Origin of the sequence: Massilia sp. S19_KUP03_FR1 (assembly GCF_036688685.1) — a bacterium.
Lineage (GTDB): Bacteria > Pseudomonadota > Gammaproteobacteria > Burkholderiales > Burkholderiaceae_D > JALYUM01.
In genome coordinates this window covers 42,160-60,836 of sequence record NZ_JAQQPS010000004.1, presented here as the reverse complement: position 1 = coordinate 60,836, position 18,677 = coordinate 42,160, and the positions used below count along the sequence as shown (strand labels likewise).

Sequence of the window (18,677 nt, the reverse complement as noted above, 5' to 3'; positions counted from 1 at the left end):
TCCTTAAATTATTTCAGCAGCGAGCCGATTGCTTGGTCGACCAGGCCAACGGCGGCCAGCTCGTTCGCGTCCAGCGCCGGGCGCAGGAACGGATGCGCCTTCATGCCGGGGTGATGCACTTCGGGGTAGGCATGGCCGCCGAACGCCAGGTCCTTGCCGTTCTTCGCCTTGATGACGTGCGGCGCCGCGCCACTGAACTCGACCAAGTGCGCGTAATTGATGACCGTCCCGTCGGGGGCGGCGCCGCCGGCCTTGACCGACGCATAGACGCCCTTCGCGCTCTCGGTGACGACGGCGTGAATGCTCGACTGCAGCTCGCCCAGGTGGACCGGGCAATTAGCCTTGGCCGTTGCCTCGATCAGCGCGGCGCCGGCGGCGATGCCGACGCCGGCGCCGGCCACCATTTCAGCCGGAGCGTCGGCCAAGTACTTCAGGAAGTCGCCCATACCTGTAACGCTGTCGTCTGCCATATCAATCCAGGAGTTCGTCGAGGTCGCTTTCGACTTGCGCGTTGCGCAGCCGAACGGCATCGAGTGTTGCGAATGGGGGCTCGCGGTCCGGCTTGGTGGCCAGCTGCGATTCGGAGTTGTATTCAAGGGATAGGCGGCGCAGCGTGCGTACCTCCCATGGACTGAGCCGCAGGCCGAGCTGCGCCTGCCAGTTGCTCAATTCGGTGAACGTGATTGGGGCGCTACCCATGCCGGCTGCCATGACGGGGCCGACTTCCAGCAGGTAATCAATGAGGTGCCTGCCCCACGCCAGATCCGGCATTTCCGGCTCGATGTCCACGTCGGCTAGCTGCTTCTGGCGGGACTTCGTTTCGCGTTTCGCCTCACCCTTCTGCTCAACCTCCGGCGTTGCATTGAGCCAAGCCAGGTGCCGAACGTAGAGGGCGAGGCTATCGCCGCCGGCGGTTAAAAATTTGACCAGTCGCTCAGGAAGGTGTTGACCTGTGCGGTGATCCAGCCCAGTTTCGGATTGGTGAACAGCTCTTGCGCGCTGACCGGGAAGTTTTCGATGGTGCGGGTGCAGGCGATGGGCTTGATCGAGCCATCTTTGATGCGCGTCTCGACCGTTTCTTTGATCGGCTTGTTTCGCAGAGCGGCGAAGGTTTTGGCCTGCTCTGCGGTTGCAATGGCGTGCTGGGCTCCCAGGTATTCGCGCGTGCCCGGGCTGGACAGCTCGATGCGCACTGCCCCGCCGTTGACCAGCAGCGGGCCGTCGTCCTTGATGTTTTGCACGTCCAGCCAGGCGGTGTCTTTGGCTTCGAAGTCGGCGATGTTGAATGGGGTTACTGCGGTGTTTTGGTTATCCATGGTGTTTTCCTATTCGCGGTGAGATAAATGCCCGCGCGCGCCGCCGCTCCCCGCGAAAGGAGACAGCGACCCGCCGGTGCCGGTTTTGGCCGAATGGCCGTGAGGGTTTAAGCCTTGACGGTGTTGCGCTGGCGCAGCAGGGTGAACGAGCCTTTGACGGCGTCGTTCGAGGTGCCCAGGTTTTCCACGAACTTCGCTACCTGCGCCGTGAAAAAGCGCAGCGCGCCGCCTTGCTTGACGACCTTGAACGACGGGATCGAGTAGTCTTCCGAGGCGGCGGCGATGATGATCTGGCCCGCATCGGTCTCGGCCCAGCCGCATTCCATTTCCACATCCGGCAGCGAGTAATTGCCCTTCTTGCTGCGGATCTGCGCGTCGCTGACGGTTTCCAGCGTGGCCTTGTTGTATTCGCGGCCAGTGACGTTGCCGAATTTGGTAATCACGCCGACCTCAACCCAGGTCAACGCGCCATAGCCGGCTGCATCGAAGGTGGTAGGTGCTGCGACGGATACGAACAATTTCGTGTTCGCGACGGTGTCGAAATCATTTGCTGCTGTTGCCATTTGAGGCTCCTGTAAAAAAGCCCGCTCGCGGATGCGAAACGGGCGGGCTGATAAAAGCTTTGGGCGTAAAAAAAGCCGCTCGAGGCGGCGCGCTGGATTGGATGGTTCTAATTCGGTTCGCGGTACGTGACCTTGTAGTCGCGCGATTGCTGGTTGAGGCCTGGCGCGTCGTCCGTCAGCTCGGGCCCAACGCCATCCTCCAGCACGCTGCACACGTACGCGCCGGCAGTCATGCCGGTGAAGGTTCCTGCGCCGAGCTTCGTGGCGGCCAGGACCGCTTTCATTTGCGGATAGTCGCCAGAGGTGGCGGTTACTTGGATGCGCGCCGTAACGAGCGTTGTGGCGCCAGCGCGGGCCACCGTGTCCATGCCATACCGGCCGATTTCCTTGATGCCGACAGCCGGCAGCGCGGTGTCGGCTGGGATCGTGCCGGCTACGACGTTGTCACCGACCAGCGCGGTCAATGGCTCGTGCGCCAGCAGCAGCGCGCGCATGACGGCGACGCCATCCATTATTTGGCTTTCTTCGGCGCCGGCGCATCGGTCGCGGCGACCGGATCGGCTTCAACAGCGACCGCCACGCCCTGGGCGATGTGGTACTGCGCCAGGCGGTCGCCGCGCGGCGAATCGACCGTGTCGTACTTGTGGCCCTTAGTAAGCTCCTGCACGCTCTCTCCGTCGAGCGATCCCTGCACTGTTTCGGTCATCTTGATTTTCATGTTGTCCTCAGGTTGGTCGATCACTGGAATAGCTTTCGATTGCGAATTCGTCATAGTCGGTGCCCTCGACGCGCGCCGGGCCGGCCACGATCTGCATCACCTCGTCGCCGCGGCTGTGAAGTCGGACCCGCATCGTCATGACGGTGCCGGCGGCGTCACGGATGCGGAGCCGCGCGCGCCGCGTACCGATGGCCAGGCCGTTGCCGGTCGCTTCGGCCCGACTCGGCAGCACGTCCTGCACATTCGCCCAGAAATAGGAGTGAAGTGGCACCCAAGTCTTGCCCGTGTCCGTCCCGTATATCGGGTGCTTCGTACCGGTCAAATACTCGATGCTGACCTGGTCGTCGCAGGTGAAAGGCGCGGCCATCAATACACCTTGAGCGCTTGCAGGCCCGACAGCAGCCACGGCGACTGCGGCGTACCCGGAGGCGCATACTGCTCGCGCACGCGCGCCAGGACATAGGCCTTGACCGCATCCGGGACCTTCGTGTCGTCCGGACCGTAGCCGCAGATCACATCGACCTTGACCGATTCAATGTCACCGCCGGTCGCTGGCCAGGCCTTGCCGAACGCTGGCACGATGAAGCCCGGCTCGCGCGTGGTGTCGAAGCGGAAGTCGGCCGGGTTCAGTTCCTGCGGCGCGCCGTCGCCGTCGGTGTAGACGAAGTTCACGATGCTGACCACTGGCGACGCCGGAATCTCGATGTCGCCACAGAACCGGTCCAGCGTGATCTGGTAGGTGCGGTTGATGAACGCGCGGCCGGTGTAGTGCTCGGCCTCGGTCGTGGCGTTGCCGACGGCGATTTTGATCTCGTCGTCCAGCGCCGTGCCGTTCACGCGCGCGGCGGTGCGGGCGGCAGCCAGCGATACCGCCATGGTCGCCGGCGGTGTGATTACTTTGTGCGGCATGTGCATTCCTCGTTTCGATGTACTAGTTGCTGCTCGGGGCGTTGCTGGTGCGGTGCTGCGCGCGGTGGGCTGCTGCCGGGCGGCGTCGATGTGACCGGCTGTACAGGAACGTCGAATATCAAGCCGTCGCCGTCCTGCTGCAGGTCGACGATCACGCGGATCACGGCACCCGCACCCACACCTGGGTGGCGAGGTACGTCAGGATGTTGCCGCCGGTATAGTTGTCCAGGCTGAGTCGCCCTACCCCATCCGACAGCAGGCGCGTTCGAATCGGAATGGTCAGCACGCCAGTGGCGCTGCCGACAAGTCCGGTTCCTGATGACGTAACCACTCCGCGCGCATCGGACCACTCCCAATTGATGCCTGCTGCATTCGCCCGAATGGAGAGATCCCGGCCTTTCAGCGTCACGACGATGTTTTTCTGCACCAGCGCCGGATCATCACCCGCCGCGTCCGTCACGACCGTGATCGACAGCGAGTTGCCAGAGCGGTTGCCCAGCGTGTCGGCTGCCGTTACCTCGTACAGATGCGGCGTCAGCGGCGCCAGCCCGGTGAAGGTCTTCGTGCGGCTGGTGCCGTTGCTGATCGGAGCGCCGCCATCAAAGGCAAAGAAGTATTCGCCGATGCCGCTGGCGTCCGTTGCGACCGGGACCGTGATCGTGGTCGTGGTCGACGTCTTGCTGGCGATGAGTTCGCCCTGCATGACCGGTCCGGTGGTGTCGCCTGCTGCCTGCGTCGTGAAGCTAGCGCCGTTGGCAACGGCGGAGACATTGCCGGCGGCGTCGACATGCACGTAATGCGGGTAAAGCGTGGCGCCAGCTGCCAGTCCGGTGAAGCTCATCGACTGCGCGCCAGCAGCCGTCACGGCTTTCGAAATTCCCGCTTGGACTTGGGTCGCGGTCGCCGTCGCGCTACTTGTTGCGGTGCCGTACAGCGTGCCGCCCGCCTCGTTCGTCGTGACGGTGCCGGTGGCGGTTGTCTGTCCGGTTGCCGTGGCGCTGGTGGCGGTCAGTGTCGGCGCGGTGGTGTCGCCGCCGGTGGGCGCATCAATCGGTGCAAGGTAGAAATCGCTGCCGATCTTCTCCGGGTGCAGGAAATATTCGGCCATTACGCCACCACGACGGATACGGCCATGTTGCGCTTGTCGGATGGTATGACAATGTCGACTCCGCACGTTCCGCCAGAGGCCAGCGACGACGGATAGTTAAAAGCCAGCACGCCGGCACTGTTCGTCGACGCCGTGGTGGACTGGTACCGGACAACCTCACCAACGGGGCGCGCCGGATTGTCGACTACCGAGACTTGAATTCCATTCAGGTTGGCCGCCAGCGCGCCATCAGCGCCTCGTAGCGTCATGGTCACGGTTCGCGCGGCGAGTGTCGTTCCAAACCCGGATAGCAGCGGAACGATTGCGCCTGCGGCAAGCGCGCCCAAGTTCGCATGGCCCTTTGCGTTCGGGTGCTGGCCGTCATAACTCCACTGCGTGTTTCCAGGAGTCATTTCATACCGGGCCAAGTCGATCAGGCGGGCGTTCGATGGCAACGAGGCCGCCGACAGATTGGTTCGCGCCTTGCCGCTGAATGGGACAAACAGGAACATTTTGGCTGTTGGTGCAGCCGCGCTTACCGCTGCCAGTGTAGAGGCCACGGTCGAGGATGCAGGCCCCGGATTGCCATCATTCTCACCATAGTTGATTGTGATGTAATCGGGTGCGGGCGACAGAGCGCCGCCGATAAGCCGCGAAACGCCATTTGCATAGCTCGACCAGCTACTGGTGAACCAGCTGAACGTCTTGCCATAGAACCCGATAATGCCCACCTCTGCATTTAGGGCCTCTGCCAAATACCATGGATATACAAGGTTTGCGTCTTGGCTGGTGGCACTGCGCGGGCCTCCATTACTCAGGTCGCCCTCGGTGATGGAGTCGCCGAACGATGCCTGCCGGTAGGGCTTCACGTTCGGCATGCTCAGCGTACCACCCGCGTCCAGATTCACCGATGTGATCTGGACCCGATTGTTTGGCGTGGTGTAGTTGGCACTTGTGTCGCCATCCTGCGTGATGTACACGCCCCGGAACCATACAAAAACTTCATAGGTCAGGCTGGAGGTTAGTCCAGCAGCGAGCGCCAAACTGGTCGCGCCACTGGCCAGCAGTTGGGATTGCGGAGCGCTGCCGTTCACGCTCCATGCAATTTGTGGGCATCCAGCCGCGTTCACGGCGGCCAGCGTGGCGGTGTTGATCGCCAAAGCAATCGCAGTTGTTCCGGTCGCTTTGAATTTCAGGTAGGCCCCACGCATGTTGGCCCACACCACCGTGCTGGATGCTCGGATATTGTTGGCCTGCAGCGCGCCCGCGCCGTCGCTGTACCAGTTATAGGGTGAGAAAAAGATATTGGCGTTCGTTGGGAGAAATACCGAACTGCCCGCGCCCGCACTTGCTGCCGTATATGCCAACGAGGATGGGTTTCCCAGCCCCGCATTGTTGGTGACGGAAATGCTTTTTGCGCCGGCGCTCAATGCCAAATAGGTGAATGTGGCAGTGGCCGAACTTGAGCTGATGCTGGCACTAGTAGGAGAGAAGGTTCCTCCGGCGCCGGAATCAGATGGCGTTACTACGACCGTACCCGAAATAGCGCCATCTGCCCCGACCGTGAAATTATTCGATGGTGCGCCTGCCATTCCAGACGAAGGGCCCGTGATTGTTATATTCGCGGCTGGCGTTACTGTTGCATCGTTTTCATATACGACATCATCAAATGCGCCTACTGCTGTTGACGATGCGAGCGAGTTATACACGCCGATATGGCCGGACGCATATGAAGCGTCGGTAAACGTTAAGGTCGGACTCGTTGGTCGTGCGCCCGTGCTTTTCCAGATGCGGCATTCAATCGTCGTGCCGTTGGCAATAATTTCTTGAATAAGCACGTCGCCGGAAGCAAAACCGGTGACGGTTGCTGTTGTGGCAGGATTCTGCGTGTAAGACCCTGGACCTGAGATCTTGTACGCTAGAATTCCAATGGTTCCTGCGCCGGTTGACTTCGGCAGCAGCAAGTAACCAGACGAGCCATTGGCGGCACAGCGTACAGCAAACCCCTTGTAGTTATCGACGGAACTACTTGGCGTAACTACCAATTTTTGCGAGACGGTCAGCTTCTGATATGCCTGTACCGCCGTTCCGCTATACACAAGGAAATGCCCAAGGCCATTAGTACTGCATACCATCCCATTTGCGCCCGTGACAGGATCAACGGCGGCAACGACCCATGTCCCGCTGATGCTAGCCCATCCGGTTGGCAATGCGCCTGTAGCGTCCGATTCGAAAGATGTTTGCAGAAGAGTGGTCATTAATTTTTCAGTTGGCGTTGATCGGGTACATCACGTCCAGCACCTTGCCGCCGGCATCGCTGACGATCACTGCGTAGGGCACGCCCGGCAGCAGGGCTGCATCGGTGAACGTGAGCGCGCCTTTCGATGTGGAGGTGGCGCCGGCGAATACCTTGACCTGGGCCAGCTTCGCAGGGTCGAAGAACGCGGCGGTCAGGCCCTTGAGCGATTTGAGCTTCGTGTTGGTAGGCGTGGTGACCTTGCCTGGCTTGGCGGCTGGCGAAGGTGCTGGCGTGACGGCTGGTGGTGCCACAACCGGCGCGGCAGCGTCAGTCGACAGCTGTTCCAGAACCTTGGCCGCGTTGACAGCCGGGTCTTTGCCGAAGAAGGCATTGCTTGCCGTGACAGCGCCGCCGACAGTCTTCGTCACGTAGTACCCGTTGGCGCCGTAGCGCACGGTCGTCCCGGCCGGGACGGTCACGGTGTCACCCTCTTTACCGATCTGCTTCCACGTCTGCTGTGGCGTGTTGTCGACAATCGGCGCGACCGTGGCGGCCGCGTAGCTGCGCGGCACCACGCAGAACTGCGGGCCCATGCTGCAATCAGGCTTGACGGTGCGGCTCTGGAAAAGGTCCCAGGCGCGCTTGGCGTCGGGCAGGCCAGCATCAACCGAGTAGGCTAATGCCGGCTGCATGTTCGACGGATAGCCCATGTAGCCGTTCGAAATGCCGCCCATGTCACCGATCTTCCCGCCAATGAAGGAGGCCATGGCCGCGCCGCCGCACGGCATCTTCATGAAGTCCGCGCCGCGCGTGGCTGCTTGCGCCTTCGCGTAGGTGTCGTAAATCGGGCTTGAATCCTTGTCGCGCACGACCATTGCGTACACCACCGCGTCGATCCAGCAAACGCCCGGAGCCGTCATTCTGCCGACCGGGAATTTCGATTTCCAGTCAAGCAGCGGCTTGGCCTGCGCGAAGCCGAGATCGACCATGTGGCCGATTGCCGACGTGAAGAAGTCGTCCTGCCACGGCGCGAGCGCGGTGTTGTTGAGGTAGCCGAGCGCGTAACCGTTCGTGATCACGCCCAGTTTGTTGGCATAGGCAGGATCGCCCGGCGAAACGTAGGTGCTGATGTACCAATCGACGTTGCTGTTCAGGATCGAGACGAAGGAAGATTTCAGCGGATCGGCGTCCGGCGTGATGGCAGCGACCTCGGCCAGCGTGCGCATCGACCAAGACTGGCCGCGCACCTGGTCGGAGGCGAACAGGCCCTTGCCGTACTGGCGATACCCGGGATTGGACGAAAGCGTGTTGTAGGCGGCCCAGAACTGCAGCTCCTCCAGATAGTAATAATCGCCGGTCATCAGGTATGGCACGTAGGCCAGGCTCGGCTGGTGCGGCGTGTCGTGCGTGAATGGCGTGGCGCAGTCGCCAGCGCAGGCCGGAAACGACTCGTAGGCCTTGGTGGTCGGGTTGAACGTGTCGGTCGGGCGGCCAACCGTGGTCATGTACGGGTAGTTGGCGAGGCTGACCGGGCGATCCGTCACGCGGTCGCGGTAGTGCATGGAGTAGCTGCCGGCCAGGTCACCGGTGCTGAGTGTCACGTCGCGCGCGGCTTTGTCCATCGAAAGGACGTAGGCGGCGGCCCACGCTGGCATCAGGCCGATGCCCTCATTCGCACCAGTCGTCGGCATGTACGGCGACGCGTAGACGAGCGTCATCGGCTCGGCTGCCACGGCGGTGTTTTTGGCGTAGGACGCGAGCAGGCTTGGCGAAACACCCGGCGCCTGGTCGTAGTTCGGCACGGCCCGCGTGGAAATCAGGTATTGCACATTCGACTGCACGTTCACGGCAGGGGCGTCGCCGCCCCACCAGAACAGTTTACGCCAGCGCGCGTGGTGATAGTGCGTCAGGCCGGTCTTGCTATAGACGGCCTTGCCACCCACCAGGATCTCGGCGTCGTAGGTGAAGTTTTGCGGGCCCGGCTCGTATGCCCATGCGTTTTCGATGGTGACGTCGACGCGGGCTTTATTCAGGGCGCTGTAGTAGCGGACGGCGAAGCGCGCGGTCAAGTGCGGGTGTGCCACCCCGGCAGTGGTAGTCAGCGGCGCGACAACCTGCCATTCGTTGACCACTGCGCCGGCCAGCCAGGTTGCCTTGGCGCCGGCTTTCAGCAACTGGTCAGCGGATGCCGAGTACTTGACGCCGGCAATGGTCGCGGAGGCCGAGGCGGTGAAGCCGGCAGCCAGCAGATCGGCGGGCGTGGCGCGGTGTGTCGAGGCTGCGTCGACACCCCCTGCGTTCAACGTCATCGTGCCGGTGGCGCCGGCCGCCAGCTTCGGGATGATGGCCGAAATGATCGCGTGGCGCACGCTGCCGTCGGCATGGGTGGCCTTGACGTCGACCTGCAGCGGCACGGTGGCGCCAGCCAGCTTGCCGACCAGGACGTCGGACTTCTTCATGTCGCCAGCGGCGAACACTTGGCCGAAGGTGACGGGCACGTTCGACTGGGTGGCGCCAGTAATTTGGAAGCGCACATCGGTGATGGCGCCGGCGGCGGCTGCGCTGGCGGCCAGCAGAGCTGCGGCCAGGAGCAGTGTGATGCTGGATCGGGTGGTCATCGTGTGCGCTCGGGGTTATTGCAGGGATTCTGCGTATTTTACGGCGGATGGGTCGACATCGACCTTGTCGGCCAGCGCCTTCGCTGTGGCTGGGTTGATCTCGATCACGTCATTCGGGGAGCCCAGATCGCATGCGACCAGTACGCGGGCCTTGATATGTTTTTCATTTGCCATGATTTTCTTTCTTAGTCGAGGAAAGCGGCGGGCGCGAACCCGCCGCGGATCGGCTTAGGTCGCCGAGTTCTGGTACAGGCGCACGGCGGCGGTGTCGAGCAAGTTGCCGCCAGAACGAGTCCAGCCGCAGAAACCGACCTGGCCTTTCAGCGCAAATGCTGAATCGTCGAAGCGGCGCATCGTGGTAGTGTTGGACACGTCCCGGATGTTGTACTGCGACAGGTCGCCGAATGCGATCGACTTGGCGTTGGCAGCCATGACGGCAACATCGTCGTTGACCGCGATTGGTTTGCCCAGCAGCAGGTCGGGCGCGCCTTCGGTGATTGCCGGGATCCAGATCGGACGGCCGACGGTATCAACCAGCTTCGACAGCGATGCGACGGTCAGGTCGTTCATCATGAACTGAGCGTTGCTGCGGTACGCGCGATTGACCGAGTGCTTCAGGTCGACCAGGTCGATGTATGCAACGGATGCGACCGAGCCGGTTGCGCCGATCTTGCCCACCGTCGATGCAGTGATGATGCCCGTTGGCTGCGCAGTACCAGTCCCGACCGTGTAGTGCAAGTTTTGGATGCGTGCGATACGCGTGGCCAGGCGGTTGACAACGAAGGCAATCACGTCGATCGCGCTGTCCTGGATCAATTCCAGTGGGAGCGCAATTTGCTTCGACGAATACTTGAACACCGGCAAGCCTACGGTGCCAAAGGTGATGTCGCCACCGGTAGCGACGATGTTTTCCGCGACGATTTCACCGATTTCGCTCGTGCCATCGCTGGTCGGGAAGTTCATCGCATGACCGGTTGCAGTGGTCAGGATCGTGGCCACGTCGCGCATGCCGCCGAAAGCCTTGAGGCGGTCGATGACCATGGAGGCCACTTCGGCCGGTACGGTGTACCCGCCTTCGACTGGGGTCGTGGTGGACATGGCATTGTGGATGGCCGCCGCCTGATCGGCGTTCACGTTCGTGCCGTAGCGCATATACAGGGCGACGGCGACCAGGGATTCGATCGGGGTATCCGCGTCTTTCTTCGGAGGCGCGGCGTTGAAGAACTTGTCGGCTTCCAGCTCGCGCATGGTTTCGATGTTCTTGATCGCGGCCTTGGCGCCATTGATTTCATTCGCGAAGCCGTCGAACTTGGCTTGCTCTTCCGGGGTCCAGACCTGATCACCCTTGTCGGCGACCAGTTGATTGGCTTGGCGTGCGAAATTGGAGATCTTCTCGCGCAGGATTTGGATAGTGTCCATTTATGCTCTTTCAATGAAAAAAGGCGCCGTATGGCGCCCTATTGGGTTGAGGTGTCCGACCTCGGCGGGCTTACGCGAGAGGCGTTTGCGGAAAGGAGTTACTGCGCGAGCGCGAGGGTCAGGCGATTTCGATTCGCTGTTGTCATAGAATTGGCGACGGGAGGCTGATCGGAGGCCGGTGGCTCTGCAGGTGGCGGCACGACAGGTGCCGACTCAACCATCGGCGCGACATTCGCCAGCTCCTTCGGCACCTTGGAGTAGGCGGCGAGGTTCCAGGCATTCGAAGTTTTTTCAACCACGGTCGCGCTGCGGTCGACGAAGCCTGCGGCAATCGCTTCTGCGCAGGTGAACCAGGTTTCATCGTCCATCCAGCTGACGACCTGGGTGATGTCCTGGCCAGTTTCGGCGGCATACTCGCTGGCGATAACGCCCTCCACCTTTTCCAGCAGGTCCGCGGTCTTGCGCATGTCGGCCTTGTCGCCCCATGCAATGCCGGATGCGTTGTGGATCATGAAGAATCCACCATCCGACATCTCGACCTCGTCGCAGGCCAGCGAGATACTGGTGGCGGCGCTGGCGGCCAAGCTGTCGATGTGCGCGATGGTCTTGCCGGCGAAGCGCTTGATCGCCTCGATGATGGCGCGCGACTCAAATACGTCGCCACCGGGGGAGTTGACGCGCACATGCAGAACCGCCGCGTCTCCAGCGGCCGCAATGTCAGCCATGACGCCGGCCGCGCTCACGCCCCAGTATGGGTCAATGATGTCGTAGATGTAGATTGTCGCCTCGGCGCCGTTGCGCGCCATATTGAAAATCTTCTTCTCGCGCTTGGCGTTGTCGAAGTGAAGCTGCAGGATTTTGTTCATGCGGGAGGCGTGCTTTCAGGGTTTGGTTGAGCTGCCGTCGGGGGTACGATGGATCGCGGGTCGTAGACTTTCGCGGCATCGCCGCCCAGGGCTGGGAGCCCCTTCTCCTTGCGGACTTCATCGATGGTTTTCCAGCCGGGGCCGGTGCCGGGCCCGCCGAGCGCGGCGCGGTTGTAGTCGGCCTGAGACTTGCTGTCGCCTTCGATCAGGTCGCCAAGATCAAACCGCACGAAGCGGCCGGTTTCGCGGGGGTACATCTTGCGGTTCAGCTCCTGCTCCATTCGCTTTAGGTGTAGGCGCAGGGTGTGCATCACGAAGTCGCGCGCCTGCTGCTCGTACCCGGCGCCGACTGCAGAGCCGCCGGAGGTCTCGCCAATCATGTGCGGGGGCACGCCGAACGCGCGCGCGATGTCGGTGACCTGGTACTTGCGACCCTCCAGCAGCTGCGCATCGGCGGCAGTGAGGCTAATTTCCTGTGCTTTTAGACCCTCGGTAAGCACCAGTGGCAGCGCATGAGCATTCGCCATACCGGCGTATTTGTTCACGAAGGCGCGCTGCAGCCCGGTAATTTGTTCTGGGCTCATGACCTTATCGGACGCAAGGATGATCGAAGGGTGCGCGCCGCCTTCGAAGAACTTGCCGCTGTAGGCATCCATCGCCAGCGCGTTTCCGATCGCGTTGCGCGCGTGGTGCTGGATGACGCTCATGGACCGGACTCCATCAAAACCGAAGCCCGGGAAGTGCAGCACCTCGGATGGCTCCAGCCAAGTGGTGATATTCAGCTCTGGCAGATTGATGTAGTAGCGCACCGCGCCGCCGGGCATGCGCATCGGGCTGACGGATCCCCATGGCAACGGCAGGATTTCACGAATCGTGCCGTTCATGCTGCGGCGGATCCACGAGAATCCGTCGCCGCGCAGCAACTGGCACGCGACAGCGCCCTCCCAATGGCTGGTGGCGGTGAACTGTGGACTTGGCGACTCGTTCAACTTATACCAAAGGTCGTCGCGCGGTAGCTTCGACTCGTCCTCGCCGTCGACCTTGAGAATGTCCAGGCGCAGCGTCGAGATCGTACCGGCGATCTTTTGCACACACGCTGCCACCGCGGCGACGCGCATTGCCGACGCCGCTGACACGGTCGTGCCGAACGTCTGCACGCCAAAAGCTTCCATCACATCCGTGCTGTACTGCGACTGATTAGAAACCTGTGGACGTGACGATTCCTGCCGCCAGTGTTCGGTTGCGGCAAGAGCGTCAAATATTTCCATTAAATCTCCACAAAACCTTGCATGATGTCGCCGGATGGTGCGCCGCTGATGGCTCGCGCCACACCCATGATCCCGGCAACGATGCCGTCGATCTTTTGCTCAGGCTTTTCCTTGCGTGGGTAGATGTTATCTTTCGCGTCGAGCTTGGCCACCACGTTCGACGCCATCCAGGTCAGCACCGGATTGCCGTCATGGTGAACACGCCCCGCTTTCACCGCGCTCTCAAACTCTTTCATTGGCAGCGACAGGTTCTTGACCGTCTGCCCCAACTCGACCGCCAGGATTCCGTTTTTGGTCAGGCGTTGCTCCAACTGGGCAGCGCGGTACGGGTCGAACACTGTTTCGTCGGGCCCGTACTCGGCGATCATCGCCAGGGCGTCTTCTTCGATTAGATCGAAGTCAATTTCGGCGCCATCGTGCTGCTGCAGGTAGCCTTCAATAACCCATTTTTTGTACGCGCCGCTGTTTTTCGGATCGTTCTCGATGGCGTCTTCCGGCAGGTAATACTTACCGAACAGAAAGAAATGCTGCTTGCCTTCGATCTCCTTGACGAACATCAGCATGATCACGCAGACGTCGGAACGGCTGGCCAGGTCAAGCGTTACATAGCAGCGCTCGCCTTTAAACTGCGCCGGCGTCAACTTCGCATCAGCGCACTTGTTCCATTCCAGGATATTCAGCCATGCCGATTTTGCTGAGCACCAGATGTTCAGGTGCTTCGTCTTGAAACGAGTCTGTTTCGATGCACTCTGGACGGCCTGCCGCTGCTGACTTAATAGGAAGTCCTCGTCGACCGACACGCCCATGTTCGGGTTTGCCTTGTACAGCGCCTTCGGGTCGTTCCACTTATCGTTGTCGTCGATCGTGTAGATCAGCGCGAACAGCTCGTCGTTATCAAGGACGCCGTCCAGTACCTTCTTGGCTTCGGTCTCCTGGTCGTAGCACGGCCCGGCGATATTGAATCCGGCCGTAGTGATCATCAGCATCAAGGGCTGCTCACGCGACCCCATGCCGGTTTCCATCGTGTCGACCAGGTCGCTGGTGTCGTGCTCGTGGTACTCATCGACGATTGCGCAGGAAGGACTTGACCCATCGCCAGGCTTTCCGATGACTGGCTCGAAGCGCGAGCCGTCATCAGGATTGAATAGCGACTTCGCCATCACCTCCGCGCCCAACGCCTCGCGCAATTCAGGCGTGCGCTCAAGCATCTGCTTTGCAGGGCGGAATACTTCCCATGCCTGCTTTTCGGTACCAGCGCCGGCATATACTTCGGCGCCGAATTCACCGTCAGCAGCGAACATGTAGAGGCCGATGCCGGACCCGATGATCGATTTACCGTTCTTCCGCGGCACCGCGAAGTAGGCTTTCCGGTACCGACGCCGGTCGTCCTTCGTCTGCTTCCAGCCAAACAGCGTGCTGAATGCAAAGCACTGCCAGGGCTGCAGCACGATCAATTCACGCTTGCGCGCCCACTGGCCTTTCGTGTGCGGCATCAGCGACAAGAACTGGCAGACCTTGTTGGCTGCCGCCTCATCGAAATAGTATTTCGCCTTCCGTTTTTTCGCGGCTTTCAGATCGTCAAGGTGCCGCTTGCAAGCCAACCGCACCCACTTGCATGCGACGATCTTGCGACCGACTACAGCCTGCGCATACTCATGCGCAATGCCGACAAAATCGGCCGACACGTCAAGCCTTGGTCTTCGCCACCAGAGCCAAGAATGGATTGGCAGCGACCACCTTCTTGGCGCTGACGCGAGAGCGATCCGCTGGAGTCATGCCAAGCGTCGCGAGCGCGGTCCGGATTTGCGCAACCTGGGCCATGGTCACATCGGCATCATCGATCGAGCGGAACCGGGCGACCAACCGCGCGACCAGTTCCACGGCCATGCGATCCGTGGCCTGCAAAACCGATGGAGGCAAAAGGCGGATCAGCTCAGTCCACACAACTGTTTGCGCCGCCGTGAAATATTCAGGTGCAACCGCATCGAATTCGCCGGACTCAAAGTCTTCGCGCTTGCGATCAGGATTTTGGGCGAACGCTCCCCGCGCCTCAAGAACTGCCGAGGGTGTGCGAGGTTTTGGCATTCAGAACTCCAAAGTTTGATTTGTGGATGTAAAAATGAAGCTGGACATACGGTCTAGATTGTGATTGGCCCAAAGAATTACCCTCCCCCTACCCTTGCAGCGGCTGCTTCGGCATCGGATTTGGCCTTGTGACACGGTTTGCATGCACTTTGGAGGTTCGTTTCCACATCCATCTCCGCCCTGGTCCATCCCATCGAACTAGCCTTCGCTCTGCCGATGATGTGATCGACCTCGCGTGCGACGTATTCGCATCCACTGCCCTTGATGCGGCAAAGGCCACCGTCCCGACTCAGTATCCGCTTGCGGAGCTGCTGCCAAGCGTAATCAAGTCCTCGTTGCGCTGCTGTCTTGCCTTCGTGCGAGGCTGTCCAGCCCACCTTTAACTGCGCATGCTTGGCGCAGTATCCCGGCGCATCGATCAGGGCACCACAGGCAGCCTTGCGGCAGATCGTTTTTGGACGCGGCGCCATCAGGCCATCGATCTAGATGCGGCCCAGCTGTGCGCCACCAACCACCGGCACCAGGTGCGCATCAGGCAGGTGAGCCTTCAGGTCTGCAATGACCTTGTCGCGCTGCTCTTGCGTCATGTTCGGCGGCATGTTGACGGTGATGATGCTGGGCGGGGCCTCTGCCGCATCAGCGGGCGCCTTGCTGTAGGTGTAGCTGCGCACATCAGGGTCGGCTGGCTTGGCCGGGTTCTCGCTGACCAGGCCATCCACGATTGCATTGATGCGCCGACGTACCAGCATCTCGCCATACTCGGCCGCCACTTCGGATGCGAACTGCCATGACTTGTTGAGCTCGGCGCCGAAGCCGAGCTTCACCAACTCAGCGCCGACCATTGATTCGAGATGCTTGCGCGTTTGATCCACCTCATCGCGGATCGACGCACGGATGCGCTGCTCGATCATCGGCAGGATGCTGTAGGCAGGCGATGGCACGCCTGTCAGATCACACGGCCGGACGCCGAAGTGTTTGCAGACTTCATCGACGGCGAATTGCTTGCTGTTGCTGCCGTTCGTTGCGGTATCCATGTCATGCCTTATCAGTTTGAGGTTTGTCGGGCAGTCCGGCTGGATGCAGGTACGGCAGCCGAATAGCCAGAAGCGGCGAGCGGTCGAGCTGCCGCATACAGGGCAAAATCCACACATTCCAACGTCGCCGATAATGCGGCCCGGTGGTGGGGCCGGTGGCGCGGGTACGACACGCTTAACCATTGCGGCGCTCCGCACTCCACCGCTTGCGCCCCCGATAAGCCAGCGCCCAGCACAGCCCGCCAGTGGCGAGAATGCCAGCACCAATCAGGGCGCCGCACAGGAAGCAGTCCAGTGCGGTAGCGTTATTCATCGCAAGCCTTCACGTTCAGTGCGCGGCATACCACCACGTCGATGGGCTGGCCGTTCAGTTGGTAGCCGTGCGCCTGCAGTGCGATGGCCAGGCGTTCGTCAGCAGCGAGGCGCGATGCCAGCGCGTTGATCTGGGCAGGGTCGTTGCTGTGGACGGCGCGGGTGATATGGGCGCGCCAGAGGTGTTCTCTCATGCCGATACCAGTAGGGCGGCACGCAGGGCGGCTAGAGGCGGCAGGTACTTGCGCCAGCCCTTGTAGCTCAACCAGAGCCGAGCCAGGTAATTTCGACGCTTCATGCAGACCTCATAAATGAAAAAAGTCCGCATCTTTGCAGTGCGGACCTCTTTACAATGGATGCGCTCGATTGCTTCCCGGCGCCGGGCGCATCCCTCAACTTCGAAAGAAAATTATGGCAAATACATTTACTTCGGCAGATCTGAAAATTGAACTGAAGGACATGCACCCGGTGGTGACCAGGACCATCAGCTTCGCCGACGGCAGCACAATGAGCTTCACGCTGCACCTTCCGCGTGATGACGAGGTCACACTGCCCGGATTGCACAGGAAATCAATCGAGAATGCTATAGAGCGGCTTCAAGATTTTTTAAAGCCTCAATCAGCTTCGCCGGCGAAGGCGCCTTAGCCCCGTAGGACCGGCTCGCGTCGCAGGAGGCGACCCAGTCGCGGGCCATTTGCAGCGCGATTCGGTCCACACAATCCGATGAGGACCAGGCCGTCACCATCTGTTCTGGCGCGACATCCGTAACCATATCGACCTCGGAATAAAAGACCGCCAGCACAGGCCGGCGGGAAGGCGCCACGGGGAAGTGGCGCTGGAGCTTGCAGATTTCTTTGAAAGACGAATGTTGACAAAGTACAATGTCACTATCATTCACCTCGGAGATCGTATGGAACCGACCAAAACCACTCCGTATTTTCAGACTCAACAATTCCTTGAGGATTGTGAGAGGCTTGCCGACTCGTCACCGAAAGGTGTGGACCCCGCAAGATGGGCGATTTGCTTAAGGTGGAGTGAAAACATAATAGCGATGGGCGGGTTCCCAAACGCTGAACAAAATGAATTATTGGCCACCTTTGCTTTCGGTGAAATCTCGGTTGCGAAGTTGATCGAAGAACTTCGGGTCGACGACGCAGTTATCACGGCATCGAAAATCACCTTGCCGTAAAACGAAAAACCCGCCTCTTTGCAGTCCAGGTTTCGGTTCCATGCACTTTCTGTCAGCCCGGCAACTATCTGCCGGGCAGGCCTCTTGCGAGGACTTCAGCCCGATGCTTGCGCAGAGCGGGAACTCAGTCGAGCGCCTGTTTCAGTCGGCGCTCTTGAATCGGTTCGAGGCCGAAGTACCTGCGTTCGTTACCGCATGCCCAGCATGAGCAAGGGCGCGGCGTCTTTACAGCCTTGCCGAGATCGGCTGGCGATCCAGAGAGGTCGCGCCACCAGTCCAAATGAATGCGGCGCTTTTTCTTCATCCTGGCAACCTGGTGTCGACGGTCTGCTCGCTCGCTCACGGCGACCCTTGATTGTTGTGGCGGCCGAGAACTCCCAACCCTACGCGACGACACGCGTTTGTCCACACGACAAGCGGCTGGCCCAGGTGCGTGGCGTCCAGCGTGAAGGGAATAATTCGCTTGTCGTGTGGCACTGGTTGCGCCAGTGAGGCGTCCGGTTAGAGCGTCCGGCGTCGTGCGCTTTCGCTCGACTGATCCGGCCAGTGCCGAGGCATCCTTCATGCGTGTTATGGTCGGCTCGTTCGATGACGGGTCGCATCAGCGCCAAGTGGCCCGTACTACTGTCAGCCCGGCGACTATCTTCCGGACAGGCCTCTTGCGAGGACTCTATCCCGATGCTTGCGCAGAGCGGGAACGCGGAATATTTTTTCCACAATGAATCGAGCCAGCTTCAGATCGTGATAGCGTGACAAAAACTATACAGCGGAGATAGCAATGGAGCTTGTTTATGGCAATACCTTGCACGATGTAGCTCTAGTATTGAGGGAAGTACAGTGGAACAAATTCGTTAATGCGGCTGGCATCAGAGCTGCTGTTCAAAGCGACAGTTTAGTGGCGCGAGATGTCAGGAAGGCCTGGGATCTAGCGAACCCAGTTTCGAAGTATGTCGCTGCTGCAGAGGCCAAAGCTCGCGAAGACTCGTCGATAAATTTCCGATGAACAATGAAAAAAGCCCGCTGACCTTTCGGTGCGGGCTTCGATGATCTGGCG

Annotated in this window: 22 protein-coding genes; 2 read left to right on the top strand and 20 right to left on the bottom strand. The window is 60.7% G+C overall.

The window, feature by feature from the left end; all coding sequences use genetic code 11:
* Positions 1-8: 8 nt before the first annotated feature.
* From V6M87_RS05340 to V6M87_RS05245, 20 genes are all read right to left on the bottom strand, one after another.
* Positions 9-470 carry an HK97-gp10 family putative phage morphogenesis protein gene (locus tag V6M87_RS05340; RefSeq protein WP_332848717.1) on the bottom strand — a complete coding sequence of 154 codons (462 nt, stop codon included), beginning with the start codon at positions 468-470 and terminating at the stop codon, positions 9-11.
* 1 nt (position 471) lies between these two features.
* A complete protein-coding gene (locus V6M87_RS05335; protein WP_332848716.1) occupies positions 472-789 on the bottom strand; it encodes a hypothetical protein in 318 nt (105 codons plus the stop codon).
* A gap of 125 nt (positions 790-914) precedes the next feature.
* A complete protein-coding gene (locus tag V6M87_RS05330; protein WP_332848715.1) occupies positions 915-1,316 on the bottom strand; it encodes a hypothetical protein in 402 nt (133 codons plus the stop codon).
* Between the two features lie 107 nt (positions 1,317-1,423).
* Entirely contained in the window at positions 1,424-1,879 is a 456-nt protein-coding gene (locus V6M87_RS05325) for a hypothetical protein (RefSeq protein WP_332848714.1), read from the bottom strand.
* 107 nt (positions 1,880-1,986) lie between these two features.
* A complete protein-coding gene (gene gp17 / locus V6M87_RS05320) occupies positions 1,987-2,391 on the bottom strand; it encodes a tail completion protein gp17 (RefSeq protein WP_332848713.1) in 405 nt (134 codons plus the stop codon).
* Positions 2,391-2,597: a hypothetical protein gene (locus V6M87_RS05315; RefSeq protein WP_332848712.1), complete on the bottom strand. Its 207-nt coding sequence runs from the start codon at positions 2,595-2,597 to the stop codon at positions 2,391-2,393. The genes gp17 and V6M87_RS05315 overlap by 1 nt, the downstream gene beginning before the upstream one ends.
* 7 nt (positions 2,598-2,604) lie before the next feature.
* Positions 2,605-2,964, bottom strand: coding sequence for a head-tail adaptor protein (locus V6M87_RS05310; RefSeq protein ID WP_332848711.1), 360 nt, complete (start codon positions 2,962-2,964; stop codon positions 2,605-2,607).
* Positions 2,964-3,506 (bottom strand): head-tail connector protein, encoded by a 543-nt coding sequence (locus V6M87_RS05305; RefSeq protein WP_332848710.1) that lies wholly within the window; start codon positions 3,504-3,506, stop codon positions 2,964-2,966. Before V6M87_RS05305 ends, V6M87_RS05310 begins: the two co-directional genes overlap by 1 nt.
* Positions 3,507-3,666: 160 nt before the next feature.
* A complete protein-coding gene (locus tag V6M87_RS05300) occupies positions 3,667-4,614 on the bottom strand; it encodes a hypothetical protein (RefSeq protein ID WP_332848709.1) in 948 nt (315 codons plus the stop codon).
* Complete coding sequence (locus tag V6M87_RS05295; protein ID WP_332848708.1) at positions 4,614-6,851, bottom strand: SGNH/GDSL hydrolase family protein; 2,238 nt, start codon at positions 6,849-6,851, stop codon at positions 4,614-4,616. The genes V6M87_RS05300 and V6M87_RS05295 overlap by 1 nt, the downstream gene beginning before the upstream one ends.
* Positions 6,852-6,858: 7 nt before the next feature.
* A complete protein-coding gene (locus V6M87_RS05290; RefSeq protein WP_332848707.1) occupies positions 6,859-9,450 on the bottom strand; it encodes a hypothetical protein in 2,592 nt (863 codons plus the stop codon).
* 15 nt (positions 9,451-9,465) lie between these two features.
* Positions 9,466-9,624 carry a hypothetical protein gene (locus V6M87_RS05285; RefSeq protein ID WP_332848706.1) on the bottom strand — a complete coding sequence of 53 codons (159 nt, stop codon included), beginning with the start codon at positions 9,622-9,624 and terminating at the stop codon, positions 9,466-9,468.
* Positions 9,625-9,678: 54 nt separating this feature from the next.
* On the bottom strand, positions 9,679-10,869 hold the full coding sequence (locus V6M87_RS05280) for a phage major capsid protein (protein WP_332848705.1): 1,191 nt from the start codon (positions 10,867-10,869) through the stop codon (positions 9,679-9,681).
* 98 nt (positions 10,870-10,967) lie between these two features.
* Complete coding sequence (locus V6M87_RS05275) at positions 10,968-11,735, bottom strand: head maturation protease, ClpP-related (protein WP_332848704.1); 768 nt, start codon at positions 11,733-11,735, stop codon at positions 10,968-10,970.
* The gene (locus V6M87_RS05270) at positions 11,732-13,003 is read right to left on the bottom strand and encodes a phage portal protein (RefSeq protein WP_332848703.1); all 1,272 of its coding nucleotides are present in this window, start codon (positions 13,001-13,003) and stop codon (positions 11,732-11,734) included. Before V6M87_RS05270 ends, V6M87_RS05275 begins: the two co-directional genes overlap by 4 nt.
* The gene (locus V6M87_RS05265) at positions 13,003-14,688 is read right to left on the bottom strand and encodes a terminase large subunit (RefSeq protein ID WP_332848702.1); all 1,686 of its coding nucleotides are present in this window, start codon (positions 14,686-14,688) and stop codon (positions 13,003-13,005) included. Before V6M87_RS05265 ends, V6M87_RS05270 begins: the two co-directional genes overlap by 1 nt.
* Position 14,689: 1 nt before the next feature.
* Positions 14,690-15,088, bottom strand: coding sequence for a hypothetical protein (locus V6M87_RS05260; RefSeq protein ID WP_332848701.1), 399 nt, complete (start codon positions 15,086-15,088; stop codon positions 14,690-14,692).
* Between the two features lie 77 nt (positions 15,089-15,165).
* Positions 15,166-15,558: an HNH endonuclease gene (locus V6M87_RS05255; protein ID WP_332848700.1), complete on the bottom strand. Its 393-nt coding sequence runs from the start codon at positions 15,556-15,558 to the stop codon at positions 15,166-15,168.
* A gap of 12 nt (positions 15,559-15,570) precedes the next feature.
* On the bottom strand, positions 15,571-16,305 hold the full coding sequence (locus V6M87_RS05250) for a hypothetical protein (protein ID WP_332848699.1): 735 nt from the start codon (positions 16,303-16,305) through the stop codon (positions 15,571-15,573).
* Positions 16,306-16,427: 122 nt separating this feature from the next.
* Positions 16,428-16,628, bottom strand: a complete 201-nt coding sequence (locus V6M87_RS05245) for a hypothetical protein (RefSeq protein ID WP_332848698.1) — start codon at positions 16,626-16,628, stop codon at positions 16,428-16,430.
* A 217-nt stretch (positions 16,629-16,845) separates the two neighbouring features.
* On the opposite strand from V6M87_RS05245, the gene V6M87_RS05240 reads away from it, so the two are divergent.
* Together V6M87_RS05240 and V6M87_RS05235 are read left to right on the top strand one after the other, a co-directional pair.
* Positions 16,846-17,079, top strand: a complete 234-nt coding sequence (locus V6M87_RS05240; protein ID WP_332848697.1) for a hypothetical protein — start codon at positions 16,846-16,848, stop codon at positions 17,077-17,079.
* A gap of 265 nt (positions 17,080-17,344) precedes the next feature.
* Complete coding sequence (locus tag V6M87_RS05235) at positions 17,345-17,623, top strand: hypothetical protein (protein ID WP_332848696.1); 279 nt, start codon at positions 17,345-17,347, stop codon at positions 17,621-17,623.
* Positions 17,624-18,677: the final 1,054 nt, after the last annotated feature.